This window comes from Nocardia albiluteola (assembly GCF_018860155.1).
In the GTDB taxonomy this organism is placed as follows: domain Bacteria; phylum Actinomycetota; class Actinomycetes; order Mycobacteriales; family Mycobacteriaceae; genus Nocardia; species Nocardia albiluteola.
The window spans coordinates 787145-800594 of sequence record NZ_JAHKNI010000002.1 but is presented as its reverse complement, the minus strand read 5'-3'; the positions used below and the strand labels follow the sequence as shown (position 1 = coordinate 800594).

Genomic DNA, 13450 nt, shown 5'->3' with positions numbered 1-13450 from the left:
ATTACATTGCGATGTACTATCGCAATGTAATGAGCACTCCGCAAGCGAAGGCCGGACGACCCCGAAATCCGGCGCTGGACCAGGCGATCCTGTCGGCCGCGGCGCGCCAGCTCGGCGAGCGCGGCTACGCCCGCATGTCACTGGAGTCGGTGGCGGCCACCGCGGGCACCACGGTCCCCAGCCTCCGGCGCCGATACCGGAACAAGGCCGAACTGGTGGCCGCGGTGATCGACTCACTACGAGTCGAGGAACCGCCCGAGGTCACCGCTTTTCCCCGCGCCGACGCCCTGGCGATCCTGGAGAACTTCCTGCTCAACCTGCGGGCCATCCCCGCGATGGCCATCCTGGGCTCACTGCTCGCCGAGGAGGAACGCCACCCGGAACTGCTCGGCCTGTTCAAGACGCGCCTCGTCGAGCCGCGACGGGCGCTGCTGCGCCGGGCACTGGCCGAGGGCGGATTCCCCGAGTCCACCGACCTCGACGCGCTCACCAGCATGCTCATCGGGTCCTTCTACGGCCGTTACGTCACCGTCGACGGCATCCCGGACGACTGGCCCGATCGCGTGCTCAGCGCGGTCTGGCCCGCCGGCCCCACCGCGTGACCGGCCCGAATTTCCCTGAGCAGCCCGGGGATTGGCGAGTGGGGTCACCGACAGCACGCACGCGGCAGCCCCGGCCCAGAGGAAGGCCGGGGCTGGCACTCCTGAGATGCGGTGACGAATTCCCTGGCGCGGCTTACGATCTGCGGGCGACTCGGCGGGCGCGGAGGCGGTCGGCGGTGATGGCCAACCCCAGGACGCTGCCGAGGACGATGTTGACGTAGTCGGCGTTGATTTGCAGGGTTGTGAGGCCGTTGTTGATCAGTTCCAACAGGACAGTGCCCGCGACGATGCCCGCGATGCGGCCCTGGCCGCCGACCAGGCTGACGCCGCCGATCACCGCAGCGGCGATGGCGGAGAGTTCCCAGCCGACGCCGACGCCGCTGGCCGAGCCGACGCCCATTCGGCCCAGAACCAGCATTCCGGCGAAGCCCGCGAGCAGGGAGCTGGTGACGTACATCGAGACCACGCGGCGATTGCCGCGGATGCCGGCCAGGCGGGCGGCCTCGGCGTTGCCGCCGACCGCATAGACCTGGCGACCGGCGTAGGTGCGTTCCAGGAAGAACCAGGCGCCCACCGCGACGATCGCGAAGAGGATCAACGGAACCGGGATCTGGGCGAGGTACGACTGGCCCACGTCGCCGAAGAAGGGCGAGATCCCCACGATCGACGTGCCCGAGGTGATTGCCAGCGTAATGCCCTGCGCCACAGTGTATGTCACCAGCGTGACCACGAAAGGTGCCATCTTCAAACGGGTTACGGCAAGGCCATGCAGCAGCCCGACCAGGCCGGTCAGCACGAGGGTGACCAGCACCGCCACCGGGCCGGGTAGGTGACCGTGGACGTTGAGCCACGACATCGCGATCACGCTTGTGCCCAGGAGCGCGCCGACGGACAGATCGATGCCGCCGGTGAGGATGACCAGGGATTCGCCGATCGCGATCAGGCCGTACTGGGACAGGTCGAAGCCCATCCCCTGCAGGTTCACCGCGCCGGCGAAGGAGGATTTGTCGACGGCAAGCGCGACGAATACCACCACACAGGCCACGACCACGCCGACCTCGGGCGTCTCGATCAGGCGGCGGACCAGGGTGGAGCCGGGCGAGGACCCGGTAGCGGCCGCGGGGGCCGACGATACGGTGCCGGTCGTCATCGGATTTCCTGCTCTTCCTTGCTGTTCGCGGAGTTGTTCTGATTTCCCGCCGCGGCGGTCATGATGAGTTCCTTGCTGAATTGCGCGCGCTCGATGTCCGCGACGATCCGGCCGCGGGCCATGACCACGACGCGGTGGCAGATCCACAGCAGCTCTTCGAGTTCCGAGGAGGCCGCCAGGACCGCAAGGCCGTCACGGGCCGCGTCGTCGATGAGACCGTAGATCTCGGCCTTCGCACCGACATCGACCCCGCGGGTCGGCTCGTCCAGCAACAGCAGCCGAGGCTCGGCGGCCAGCCACCGCCCGAAGACGGCCTTCTGCTGATTGCCACCGGACAGGCCGCTGATCGGCTGCTCCTGGGTGTGCATCCGTACGCCCAGATCGGCGACGATGCGCCGGGCGTGTTCCTTATCCCTTGCGGGCGTGAGGATTCCGCGCCGACTGATGCGCCGCAGCGTCGCGAGCGTGACATTCCAGCGCACCGAATGCGCGGGCAGCAGGGACTGTTCCTTGCGGTCCTCCGGCACCAGGCCGATTCCCGCCGCGACGGCGTCGGCCGGGTGCCGAGGGCGGAAATCGACCCCGCGCAACGCGATTTCGCCCCCGGTCCGCGGCTGCGCACCCATGATGGTGTGCAGCAGTCTGCTCCGGCCCGAGCCCATCAGCCCTGCCACACCGACGATTTCGCCCGATCGGACCTCGAGATCGACCGGACCGAGCCCGTCCGCGGACAGGCCGCTCACCCGCAGCACGACATCCCGCTCGACGCCCGCGGGCGGGCTGAGATCGGCCCGGGCCAATTCGCTGCCGACCATCTCCCGGATCAGCCGTTCCTCGCTCGCCTGTTCCGGTGTCAGGTCGGCGACCAGCCGCCCGCCGCGCAGCACCACGACCCGGTCGGAGATGGCCCGCACCTCGTCGAGCCGGTGCCCGATGAACAGCACCGCGCCGCCGTCGGCCGCATGCCTGCGCGCCAGCGTCAGCACCTTCTCCGCCTCCACGGGCCCCAGCGAGGAGGTCGGCTCGTCCAGGATCAGCACCCGCGGGCGGCGGCCCCACGCCTTGGCGATCTCCACCATCTGCCGCACCGGAACGGGCAGCAGCTGTACCGGGCGGTCGACGTCCACATCCTCGACGCCGATGTCGGCCAGCAGGTCGCGGGCCTCCGCGCGCAGCCCGGCCCGATCCAGTAGCCAGCTGCCCAGCCGCCGCCGCGACGCCGTGCGCGGGCGGCGTCCCAGCAACAGGTTCTCCGCCACGCTCAGCTGCCCGACCAGGGGAAACTCCTGCGCCACCAGGGCGACGCCGAGTTCCTGGGCGTGGTCCGGCCGACCGCTGTGCAGGGTCTGCCCCTCGATCTCGATCGTGCCGGTGGTGGCGGTGACGGTGCCGGACAGCAAACCCATCAAGGTGGACTTTCCGGCGCCGTTCTCGCCCACGACACCGACGATCTGCCCGCGACGCAGCTCGAGTTCCTCGATCCGCAGCACGGTGACGGGCCCGTACTGCTTGCTGACTCCGCGCAGTGCGGCCACCGAGGATTCGCGCAGGTCGACGCCGCCCTCATTACTACCGGCGTCGACCTGAGTCTGAACGGGCATGCCGATGTCGTTCTCACTCATTGCGCGAAGTACCTACCCGATTCCGAGCTTGGTCAGCATGGCCTGGTAGGCGTCGAGGTTGGCCCCCGTCACCAGACCGACGCCGGAACTGACTGTGCTGCCGTCGCTTTCGAGGTAAGGCTTGACGATGTTCATGGTGGCGTCCTTGCCCAGCACCTTCAGCGCGGCGAGCAGGTAGGCACCGGTGTAGCCCTGCTGATACGGCTCCTGCAGCACGGTCGCGGCGATCACGCCCTGCTTGACGAACTTCAGCGTCTGCGCGTCGCTGTCGTCGCAGATGATCTTGACCTTGCCCGTCTTGCCCGCCGACTGCACGGCCTGACCTGCCGACGGACCGTCATACGAGTACACGCCGTAGAGGCCGGTGATGTTGGGATCGGTCTGAATCGCGGTCTCCGCGTTGGTGAGCGCCTTGGAGGCGTCCATGCTGTCGCTCAGCTTGTTGACCACCTTGATGTCGGTGCCCTTCAGAGCATCCTCGAATCCGGCGATGCGCTGCACCGCATTGGAGGCGGTGAGCGAGCCGACCAGGATCGCCACCTCACCCTTGCCGCCGAGGGCCTGCTTCATCGCCTCGCCGGCCTTCTTGCCCGCCTCATAGTTGGGCGTGCCGAGGTAGAGCGCGGCGCCGTCCTCCGGAGGGAGCGGGGAGTCGATGGCCAGCACTGGAGTTCCGGCGGCGTTGGCCGAGGCGATGGGCTCCTTGATGGCGGTGGGATCGATCGCCGAGACGGAGAAGGCGCTGATGTTCTGGCCGCGCAGCGTCTGGATCATCGAAAGCTGCTGGTCCAAACGGCCGTTGGCGGGAGCCTGGTAGGTGCCCTTGGTGCCGAGATCGCTCAGGCCCTTGGTGAATCCGACCTTGCCGGCGTTCCAATAGTCGACCGCGACGTTGACAACCATGGCCAGGTCGAGCTGGGACAGGTCCTTGCCCGTCAGCGCGGTCTTCAGCGCGTCGTCCAGCTTCGCGAGGTTGGCGTCGTTGAACGTGATGTCGCCCTGGATGGCGGTACCGGCCGGGGCGGCGGACTGGGTGGACGCACCGGCGCCCTGTTTGCTGCAGCCCGAGGCGGTGAGGGCGATCGCGAGGGCGGCGGCGACGGCGCCGACGCGCAGGGCCGTCACGGAACGGCGAGTGGGGGATACGGAGGGCATGGGGCCCGGTCCTCTCGAATGGTATCGCCAACCGGGGCGGGGGCCCCGACAGCGATGGGTCGAACATGAAATGTGCTGGCGCTCACCTCGGGTGGGAGCGCGGACCTGCGACGAATATCGGGGATGTGGCGGACCGCCGTCCCCGGCGGCGATCGGGTCGACGTATCGAGCACGCCGGGCGCCGCGCCCGCCGAATCGTTCCGCCCGATCAGGCGCATGGCCGGCCGTCGACCCAGCGAGGCAGCGCGAGCGGGTTGGCTTCGCGCAGCTCCGGCGGCAGCAGGGCATCCGGCGTGTTCTGAAAGGCGACCGGGCGCAGCCACCGCTCGATGGCCGTGGCACCGACGGAGGTGAACGTCGATGTCGAGGCCGGATACGGTCCGCCGTGATGCTGGGCCGCTGTCACTGCGACGCCGGTGGGCCACTCGTTCACGACGATACGGCCGGCGAATTCCCGCATGCGCGTGAGTAATTCGTCCGCTTGCTGATCTCCGTCGCGGGCGAGCTGCACAGTCGCGGTCAGGCTGCCCGGCACCCGGTCGAGCACCCCGGACAGCTGCTCCGCGCTCTCGTACCGGACCACGACGGTGATCGGCCCGAAGCACTCCTCCAGCAGCACATCGTGATCGGCGATGGCATCCGCGGACACCGTGAGCAGGCCCGCGCGCACGGCGTGTTCACCGTCCGCGCCCGCCGGGACGGGCGCCCACGCCCCGGCAAGCCCGGCACGTTCCGCGGCGCCCCGCAGGAAGTTCTCCCGGATTCGGCTGTCCAGCAGCACATTCGGCGCGGTCTCGGCCAGCGCTCGGGCCAGTGACGCCACCAGCCGATCACCGTCCGGACCGGCCGGGACCAGCACCAGGCCGGGTTTGACACAGAACTGCCCGTGCCCGAGCGTTACCGAGGCGGCCAGCGATGTGCCGATCCGTTCGGCCCGCTCGGCCGCGGCGGCCGCGGTGATCACGACCGGATTCACCGAGCCGAGCTCGCCGTGGAACGGTATCGGCGCCGGCCGCGCGGCGGCGGCATCGAACAGCGCCCGGCCGCCCCGGATCGATCCGGTGAATCCGGCGGCGGCCACCAGGGGATGCCGCACGAGCTCGGCCCCGGCCTCGAATCCGTGCACCAATTGCACTACCCCGCTGGGCAATCCGGTTCGCTCGGCGGCGCGGGCCAGCGCCGCCGCGGTGAGTTCCGAGGTGGCCGGATGGTCCGGATGAGCCTTCACCACGACCGGGCAACCGGCCGCCAGGGCGCTGGCGGTATCGCCGCCCGCGACGGAGAACGCGAAGGGGAAGTTCGAGGCGGCGTACACCGCGACCACTCCCAGCGGGATCTTGTACCGCCGCAGATCGGGCCTGGGCGGGGTCGCCGTGCCGTCGGCGTGATCGATGATGATCGCGAGATAGTTTCCCGCGGCGGCGATTTCGGCGAATGCCCGCAGCTGCCCGCAGGTCCTTCCGATTTCACCCGCCAGCCGTATCGCGCCGAGCGCAGTCTCGGCATCGGCCACGGACACCAGGCGATCACGGTCTCGCTCGAGCTCCTGCGCGGCCTCGCGCAGAAATCGGGCGCGAGCCGTCCGGTCGCTCAGCGCGACCCGCGAGCCATGTGCGGCACGGACCGCGCGATCGACATCCGTCGAGGTCGCCTCGGTGGTCACCGGTTCACGCCGACCGCCCGTACGCGGGTCCACACTCCAGACGGGAGCGGACATCGACACCTCCTTGTGTTCGAAATCTCGAACGCAGTCCGACTAGTCGAACATATAGTGGGTCATCGTGCGTCGTTCGTCAATGCCCGACCGGCAGCGCGAGCGCATTTGACGTATCGAGCCGGATTGCTACTCTTGTTTGACATATCGGACATCGTTCGAAATTTCGAACATGATTGGACAGTCCATGCGCATCACCCACTTGGAGACCCATGTCGTCGGAACGCCTTGGCGGAACCTGACATACGTGGTCGTGCACACCGACGAGGGCCTGCACGGGGTCGGCGAAACCAGGATGCTGGGGCATACCGACGCCCTGCTGGGATATCTGCGGGAGGCCGAGCGGAACCACATTCGCGGCTCGGATCCGTTCGCGATCGAGGACCTGGTGCGACGGATGAAATACGGTGACTACGGGCGCGCCGGCGAGATCGTCATGTCGGGCATCGCCTGCGTGGAGACCGCCTGCTGGGATATCAAGGGCAAGGCGCTGGGGGTGCCGGTGTGGCAGCTGCTCGGTGGCGCGGTCACCGATCGCGTGCCCGCGTACGCCAACGGCTGGTACACCACCGAACGCACGCCCGAGGCCTATGCGACCGCCGCGCGTGCGGTCATCGAACGCGGATACCGGGCCCTGAAGATCGACCCGTTCGGCACAGGCCACTTCGAGCTGTCCCATGCCGAGACCATGCAAGCGGTGGCGCTCATCGAGGCGGTGCGGTCGGCGATCGGGCCCGGGGCCGAGCTCATGCTCGAGATGCACGGGCGGTTCAGCCCGGCCACCGCGGTGCGGCTGGCCCACGAGATGGCGCCCTTCCGCCCTGCCTGGATCGAAGAGCCGGTGCCACCGGAAAACCTCGCGGCACTGCGGCAGGTCGCCGCCAAGACCGAACTCCCGATCGCCACCGGGGAGCGCATCCACGACCGGATCGAGTTCCGCGAATTGTTCGAGGACCAACTCGCGGACATCGTGCAACCCGACCTCGGCCACATCGGCGGCATCGGCGAGACCCGCAAACTGGCCGCCACGGCCGAGACCTACTACCGGCTGATCGCGCCGCACAACGTCGGCGGCGCGGTGTTGACCGCCGCCTCACTGCAGGTGGCGTTCTGCACGCCCAATTTCAAGGTCCTCGAACACTTCAACGACTTCGCCGACGCCGGCATCAAGGATGTCGTCACGGGGGCGCCCGAGGTGGTCGACGGATACTTCGTGCGCCACGACCGGCCCGGGCTCGGCGTGGAGTTCGATGCCGCGGCCGCGGCCGAATTCCCGCAGCAACAGGCACATTTCGATCTATGGGCCGAGGGCTGGGAGAAACGGGCGCCGCAGGTGAGCCGGTGACCGCGGACCTCGAGCTGGTGGTGGAGCGGCCCGGCACGCATCGCCTCGCCGCGCACACGCCCCGGCCGCCGGGTCCCGGCGAGGCGCTGATCCGAGTGCACAGCGTGGGCATCTGCGGCAGCGACCGCGAGGTGTACCGGGGGACTCGGCCCGAAGGCTATGTGCGGTACCCGGTGGTCCCCGGACACGAGTGGTCCGGCCGGGTAGAGGCGGTCGGCCCGGGTGTCAGCGCGGAGCTGGTCGGCCGGTTGACGGTAGGCGAGGGCTTTCGCAACTGCCAGGTCTGCGCGCGCTGCCGTGACGGCGAAAGTACCCTGTGCACAGCAGGATACGAGGAAACCGGATTCACTCGTCCCGGCGCGATGGCGGCCACGCTCACCCTGCCTGCGCGGCTGCTGCACCTGCTTCCCGATGACGCGGATCCGACGGCGGCGGCGCTGATGGAACCGGCCGCGTGCGGCGCGGCCGCCGCGCTCCTGGCCGGGGTCCGGCCGGGCGAACGCGTGGCCGTCGTCGGCACCGGCACACTGGGATTGCTCATCGTCCAGTTCCTGGCGGCCTCGTCCCCGGGCGCGCTGCTCGCGATCGGACGCGCCCCGCAGCACGCCGATCGGGCGCTGGCCTTCGGTGCGACCGAATTCCGGAGCTCGGAAGACCGTTCGGGCGCAGGGGATTTCGATGTCGTCGTCGAGGCGGCCGGAGCCCCGGGCACCGCGGCGCTGGCCGCCTCGCTGCTGCGTCGCGGCGGGCGTCTGGTGCTGACCGGCATCCCGGCACCCGGCTCCGACGGCCTCGACCCGGTCGATCTCGTCGTCCGAAAGCTCGAGGTCCACACGGTATTCGGGGCGACCGCGACCGCGTGGGCGCATGCCGTCCGCGCCTTCGCCGCCGGAATCCTGAATCCGCTTCCACTCGTGACGCACCGAATCCCGTTGGCGGAGTTCGCCGATGCGCTCGACCTGATCGGCCGCGGCGATCCCGCCGTAGGCAAGGTGCTGCTGTTCCCCAACTCGGTCGGACCCGCCCCGATCCCGTGACTCACCCACTCTCGTTCCCGAAGGGCATCTCATGACATCTCCCAGCACCCCTCGACGCCCCGGCGAGCGCCAGCTGCGCGCGCTCGGCCTGGACTCGACCGCCCTCCACCCGGACGACGCGTCAGGGCACACCTTTCCGGACGGGGGCCGGTGGCGCACCGAGGTCCCCTCGGTCGAGGGACCGGAGGCGGTGCATACCGTGCTGACCGAGGCACAGCGGCTGGACGTAATGATCCACCGGATAAGTCAGGGCAGCGGCATCTGGATGCTGACCGACGCCGAGATCACCGACATGGTCCAGGCCTGCGCCGAAAGCAATGTCGAACTGTGCCTGTTCACCGGTCCTCGCGGCACCTGGGATATCGGCGCCGGCACTCGCACCCCCGCCGGCGGCACGGGCCCGCGCGCCTACGGGCACACCGCGGTCGCTGGGTGCGTCGAGGATGCGGTCCGCGCCACCGAGCTCGGCGTGAAGTGCATACTCGTCGCCGACGAGGGCGTGCTGTGGGTACTGCACCGGCTCCGCGTCGCGGGGATGCTCCCCGCCGATACCACCCTGAAGGTTTCGGCGCTGATCGGCCCGGTCAATCCCGCCGCGGTCGCGGTGTTCGAACGGCTGGGCGCCGATTCGGTGAACGTTCCGTCCGATCTCACCACCGCACATATCACCGAGATCCGCCGGGCCAGCCGGGTGCCTCTGGACATGTACGTCGAGGCCCCGGACGATCTCGGCGGATATGTGCGAATGTACGAGGCGGCTGAACTGATCCGGCGGGGTGCGCCGATCTACCTGAAATTCGGCCTGTCCAAGGCGCCGGGCATCTATCCGGCCGGGGCGCATCTTCGCGAGACGGTGGTCGCGACCGCCCGCGAGCGGGTACGTCGCGGGCGGCTGCTGCTCGACCTGCTCGAGCGGCTCGACGCCGCCGAGGGCATGTCTGCGGCGGGGGCTAGACTGCCCGGTGACCTCGAACGTTTCCCGGTCCACGAATCAGGGACCGCGCACACCTCGGAGGCCGACTGAATGGCTCGTCTCGTACCGGCGGTCACCCGCGCCCTCGATATCCTGGAACTCTTTCTCGAGGGCACCGATTCGATATCGGCTCCCGATATCGTTCGGACCCTGGAACTTCCGCGAACCACGGTGCACGAGTTGATCGCCACGCTGGTCGAGCGCCGTTATCTGGTCGCCGACGGATCCGGCCGGTACCGCCTGGGAGTGCGCGTGCACCAGCTCGGCAGCCGCTACGCCGAGCAGTTGGACCTTGTCCGGGAGGGCAGGGCCGCCGCCCAGCGGGTGTCCGATCAATGCCAGGAGACCGTTCACCTCGGGATCCTGGAGGGACGCGATGTCGTCTACATCGCGAAGGTCGATTCGACGCACGCGGTCCGGATGGTCTCCGCCGCAGGCCTGCGCCTACCGGCGCACTGCACCGCCGTCGGGAAGATGCTGCTGGCCTCGCTTCCGGAATCGGCGCTGAACGAACTGCTCTCGCCCGAGCATCCGCTGCAGGCGATGACCCCCGCCACCATCACCGACCCGGCGGCGCTGCGAGCCGACCTGGACGAGGCCCGCAGCTGCGGGGCGTCGTTCGAGCAGTGCGAATCCAATCTCGATGTTGCGTGCGTTGCCGCCCCGGTCCGCGATCACACCGGAAACGTAGTTGCCGCGATGTCGATCTCCGTGCCATTGATCAGGTGGACGCCCCAGCGACGCGACGAACTCCGGAAACTGGTGACAGCGGGCGCCGAAGACCTCTCCGAGCATCTCGGTTACCGCGGATGACCGGAACGCCGGACGCCCGGCGATTCCCCTTCAGCGCCGCACGCGGTTGGGAATCACCTTGCCCGGGTTGAGGATTCCGAAGGGGTCGAGGGATTGCTTGATCGCGTGGTGCATGGACATCACGACGGGGTCCAGTTCCTTGGCCAGGCCGTCCATCTTCAGCAGGCCCACGCCGTGTTCGCCGGTGACGGTGCCGCCGAATTCCAGTGCGGCGTCGATGATGTCGGCAAAGGCGGCGTGGGCTCGGTCGCGGGCGGACAGATCGTCGTGGGAGGTGATCAGCAGGGGATGCAGGTTGCCGTCACCGGCGTGGGCGACATTCGCGATGACGGTGTCGTGGCGGGCGGCGATCTCCTCGATGCGGGCGAGCATGCCGGGAACCGCCCGGATCGGAACGCAGATGTCCTCGGTGAGAACGGGTCCCAGCCGTTCGATGGCCGGATAGGCCAGGCGCCGGGCGGCGAACAGCGCCTCGGATTCGGTCTCGTCGGTGGAGATCGCGCTCCAGGTGGCGCCGGCGGACTCGAAGCACCGGCGCATCGTCTCCGCCTCCGCCTCGCCGGCCGCACCGGCGGTGTCGATCCGGCCCAGCAGCACCGCGTCGGCGTCCACCGAGCTTCGATAGATTCCCATCGCGCGCAAGCCGTGGCGATCGAACGCTCAGGGCATCACTCGCCCCAACGAGGGCAACGGGGTTTGGTCAGCCGGTTGCACCATCGGGTCGAGCCACAGGAATGACCGTAACGAGTGCGTCGATGCCCGCAAAGTCTTTCGGATTGGTCGTATACAGCGGCAAGCCATAACGTGCCGAAATGGCGGCAATCATCAAATCCGCAGTCCGGCGACGAGGCTGCCGACCGATCGCGTAGACGGCGGCACAAATCAAGCCGAACATTCGCGCAGCCTCGCTGTCGTACGGCAACGCCTCCCCGAATGTGGCCTCCACGTGCTGCAGCACCGCGATCCGCCGCGCACGTGTGACCGCGTCATCGGTTGCGTACGGCCCTCGCGACAATTCCCCTAGAGTCACGGCGGTAATCGCCGATTCGACAGGAAGCTGGGCCGGGTTGAACAAGGACAATGCCGCGACAATGCTCGTGTCGAGTACACCCCTCGCGGCACGGCTTACCGCCACCTCGCTCACAGTCCAGTTCCTGCGAGCGGATCGTCCGACAGCTCGTCCGAAATGGCAATGTCCAGATCGCGGCGCAACTGGTCGTAGTCGAGCGTCGGCGCCGTGGCGAACATTGCCTGAGCGGCCACTGTGGGAACGAAGCGGTGTCGCCGGATCGGCACCACCTCTGCTAACGGCTCACCATTGAGCGTGAGTACGTACTGCTTGCCCTCGCGAAGACCTCGCGTGATGTTGCCAGAATCGGTCACGAACTGACGCACGCTGACCTCAGTGGGGGGCCGAACCTCTGGGTTAGCCATACATACAGCGTACCACGCCGTAATACCGCGAACCGAAGGACCCACCGCAGCCGGATTCGGTGGCCGGGCTATGCGCCCGGGGACGAGGTCAGGTAGCGCTGCAGCGTCGGGCCGATCTCCGCGGCGATCTGTGCGGGCGTCAGCGCGACGACCGGGGGGAGCTGTAATACGTAGCGGCACAGGGCAAGACCCAGTATCTGACTGGCGATGAGCCCGGCGCGCCGCGGGGCGTCGGCGGGATCGCCGACGCGCAGCACCATCGGCATCAGCTGCTCACCGAACACCCGCCGCCGAAGGTGCTCGACCATGGCGTCATCGGTCATGGCCGATCGCAGGATCGTCAGCAGAATCTCGTTGCCCGGGGTGACCTCCCACAGCTCGAGGAACCGGCGCACGAGCACCTCCCCCAGCGAATCCTGGGCCACCCCATCGAGATCCGGCAGTTCGAGATCGATCTCGAGTGCGGCGCCGAACAACCCCTCCTTGTTGCCGTAGTACCGCATCACCATCGACGGGTCGATCTCCGCGTCGGCGGCGATTGCCCGGATCGTGGCCTTGCGGTAGCCGTCCTGCGCGAAGCGGCGCCGGGCAGCGTCGAGGATGGCGGCGCGGGTGGCGTCGGAGCGGCGCGACGCGGTCTCGGCGGTCATGCCAACGACTGTATGCCAACATTTGTTGGCATGCCAGTGCGAGCTATCCGGCAGCGATCCGGGGGTACCGCCGGAGTGTCTCGTTCAGCGAGACCACGACCCGAAACCGCGTCCCGGCGACACCGCCGCGGCTACCGTCATGGTGCATACCGATGCCGAAAGGTTGCTCGCGATGAAACTGATGTACGCGCTGTGGGGGCCGGAGCTGGGCAAGGCGCTGGGCGCGCCGGAATTGCACGCGCGCCTGCGCGCGAGCGGGGCGACCGAACTTCAGGTGAATATCGCCGATGCGGAGGTGGCGGCCGCGCAGCTGCGCCACGCCACCTACGACGCACCGGTCGACGCGATCGTCAGCGTGTGGGGCGAGTTCGACACCGCGACCGTCACCGATGCCCTGTCCGCCGTTGCGGTGAACGTGAACGGCTGGATCGTGGACGAGCGGGTGCCGCTCACCCCGCCGTACACCGCCAGCGGCGTGCGCTGCGATGCGCTGGCCAATATCGCGCTGCTGCGGATTCCGGCGGACCTGTCCCGCGAGGAATGGCAGCGGCACTGGCACGGCACGCACACCATGGTCGCGATCGAGACCCAGGCGACGTTCGGATACGTGCAGAACACCGTCGTCGATGCGATCACCCCGGGTCCCCGGGTCGACGCGCTCGTCGAGGAGCTGTTCCCGATGGCCGCGATGACCGATCCGCACGCGTTCTGGGGCAGCGCCGGGGACGATGCCGAGCTGCAGCGCCGGATGAGCCGAATGATGGACAGCGTCAACACCTTCGGCGCCAATCGCGACCTGGACATCATCCCCACCAGCCGATACCGCTACGACCTGCCCTGACCGCCGTTGCGGTGGCCGTTTCGCGGGCGCGCGCCGTACCGTAATGTGCGTTGTGACCGTGGCAGCAGTCCGGGGCGAGGGCGCCGGGCCGACGAAATGGGACCGCCGAAGTGA

Annotated in this window: 13 protein-coding genes and 1 pseudogene; 6 read left to right on the top strand and 8 right to left on the bottom strand. The window is 68.7% G+C overall.

What is annotated here, in order from left to right; translation table 11 throughout:
- Window positions 1–29 precede the first annotated feature (29 nt).
- On the top strand, window positions 30–602 hold the full coding sequence (locus KO481_RS09575; protein WP_215916600.1) for a TetR/AcrR family transcriptional regulator: 573 nt from the start codon (window positions 30–32) through the stop codon (window positions 600–602).
- 133 nt (window positions 603–735) lie between these two features.
- On the opposite strand, the gene KO481_RS09570 is transcribed toward KO481_RS09575, so the two are convergent.
- The 4 genes from KO481_RS09570 to KO481_RS09555 form a co-directional block, all read right to left on the bottom strand.
- The gene (locus KO481_RS09570; RefSeq protein WP_215916599.1) at window positions 736–1752 is read right to left on the bottom strand and encodes an ABC transporter permease; all 1017 of its coding nucleotides are present in this window, start codon (window positions 1750–1752) and stop codon (window positions 736–738) included.
- On the bottom strand, window positions 1749–3374 hold the full coding sequence (locus KO481_RS09565; RefSeq protein WP_215916598.1) for a sugar ABC transporter ATP-binding protein: 1626 nt from the start codon (window positions 3372–3374) through the stop codon (window positions 1749–1751). The genes KO481_RS09570 and KO481_RS09565 overlap by 4 nt, the downstream gene beginning before the upstream one ends.
- Before the next feature lie 12 nt (window positions 3375–3386).
- Window positions 3387–4529, bottom strand: a complete 1143-nt coding sequence (locus KO481_RS09560) for a substrate-binding domain-containing protein (RefSeq protein WP_215916597.1) — start codon at window positions 4527–4529, stop codon at window positions 3387–3389.
- A gap of 208 nt (window positions 4530–4737) precedes the next feature.
- Complete coding sequence (locus tag KO481_RS09555; protein ID WP_215916596.1) at window positions 4738–6246, bottom strand: aldehyde dehydrogenase (NADP(+)); 1509 nt, start codon at window positions 6244–6246, stop codon at window positions 4738–4740.
- A gap of 169 nt (window positions 6247–6415) precedes the next feature.
- On the opposite strand from KO481_RS09555, the gene KO481_RS09550 reads away from it, so the two are divergent.
- Genes KO481_RS09550 through KO481_RS09535 form a run of 4 tightly spaced genes read left to right on the top strand, consistent with a single transcriptional unit; the run spans window position 6416 to window position 10411 of the window.
- The gene (locus tag KO481_RS09550) at window positions 6416–7588 is read left to right on the top strand and encodes a mandelate racemase/muconate lactonizing enzyme family protein (RefSeq protein ID WP_215916595.1); all 1173 of its coding nucleotides are present in this window, start codon (window positions 6416–6418) and stop codon (window positions 7586–7588) included.
- A complete protein-coding gene (locus KO481_RS09545; RefSeq protein ID WP_215916594.1) occupies window positions 7585–8625 on the top strand; it encodes a zinc-dependent alcohol dehydrogenase in 1041 nt (346 codons plus the stop codon). The genes KO481_RS09550 and KO481_RS09545 overlap by 4 nt, the downstream gene beginning before the upstream one ends.
- Before the next feature lie 31 nt (window positions 8626–8656).
- Complete coding sequence (locus KO481_RS09540; protein ID WP_215916593.1) at window positions 8657–9649, top strand: U32 family peptidase; 993 nt, start codon at window positions 8657–8659, stop codon at window positions 9647–9649.
- Entirely contained in the window at window positions 9650–10411 is a 762-nt protein-coding gene (locus KO481_RS09535) for an IclR family transcriptional regulator (RefSeq protein WP_215916592.1), read from the top strand.
- 30 nt (window positions 10412–10441) lie between these two features.
- Here KO481_RS09535 and KO481_RS09530 read toward each other — a convergent pair.
- From KO481_RS09530 to KO481_RS09515, 4 genes and pseudogenes are all read right to left on the bottom strand, one after another.
- A pseudogene (locus KO481_RS09530) lies at window positions 10442–11026 on the bottom strand (FAD-linked oxidase C-terminal domain-containing protein); the annotation flags it as partial.
- A gap of 85 nt (window positions 11027–11111) precedes the next feature.
- Window positions 11112–11555 carry a type II toxin-antitoxin system VapC family toxin gene (locus KO481_RS09525; protein ID WP_308166458.1) on the bottom strand — a complete coding sequence of 148 codons (444 nt, stop codon included), beginning with the start codon at window positions 11553–11555 and terminating at the stop codon, window positions 11112–11114.
- Entirely contained in the window at window positions 11552–11845 is a 294-nt protein-coding gene (locus tag KO481_RS09520; RefSeq protein ID WP_215916590.1) for a hypothetical protein, read from the bottom strand. Before KO481_RS09520 ends, KO481_RS09525 begins: the two co-directional genes overlap by 4 nt.
- Before the next feature lie 68 nt (window positions 11846–11913).
- Window positions 11914–12495 (bottom strand): TetR/AcrR family transcriptional regulator, encoded by a 582-nt coding sequence (locus KO481_RS09515; RefSeq protein WP_215916589.1) that lies wholly within the window; start codon window positions 12493–12495, stop codon window positions 11914–11916.
- Between the two features lie 172 nt (window positions 12496–12667).
- Here KO481_RS09515 and KO481_RS09510 point away from each other — a divergent pair, with 172 nt between their 5' ends.
- A complete protein-coding gene (locus KO481_RS09510) occupies window positions 12668–13336 on the top strand; it encodes an EthD domain-containing protein (RefSeq protein WP_215916588.1) in 669 nt (222 codons plus the stop codon).
- The last annotated feature ends 114 nt before the right edge of the window (window positions 13337–13450 follow it).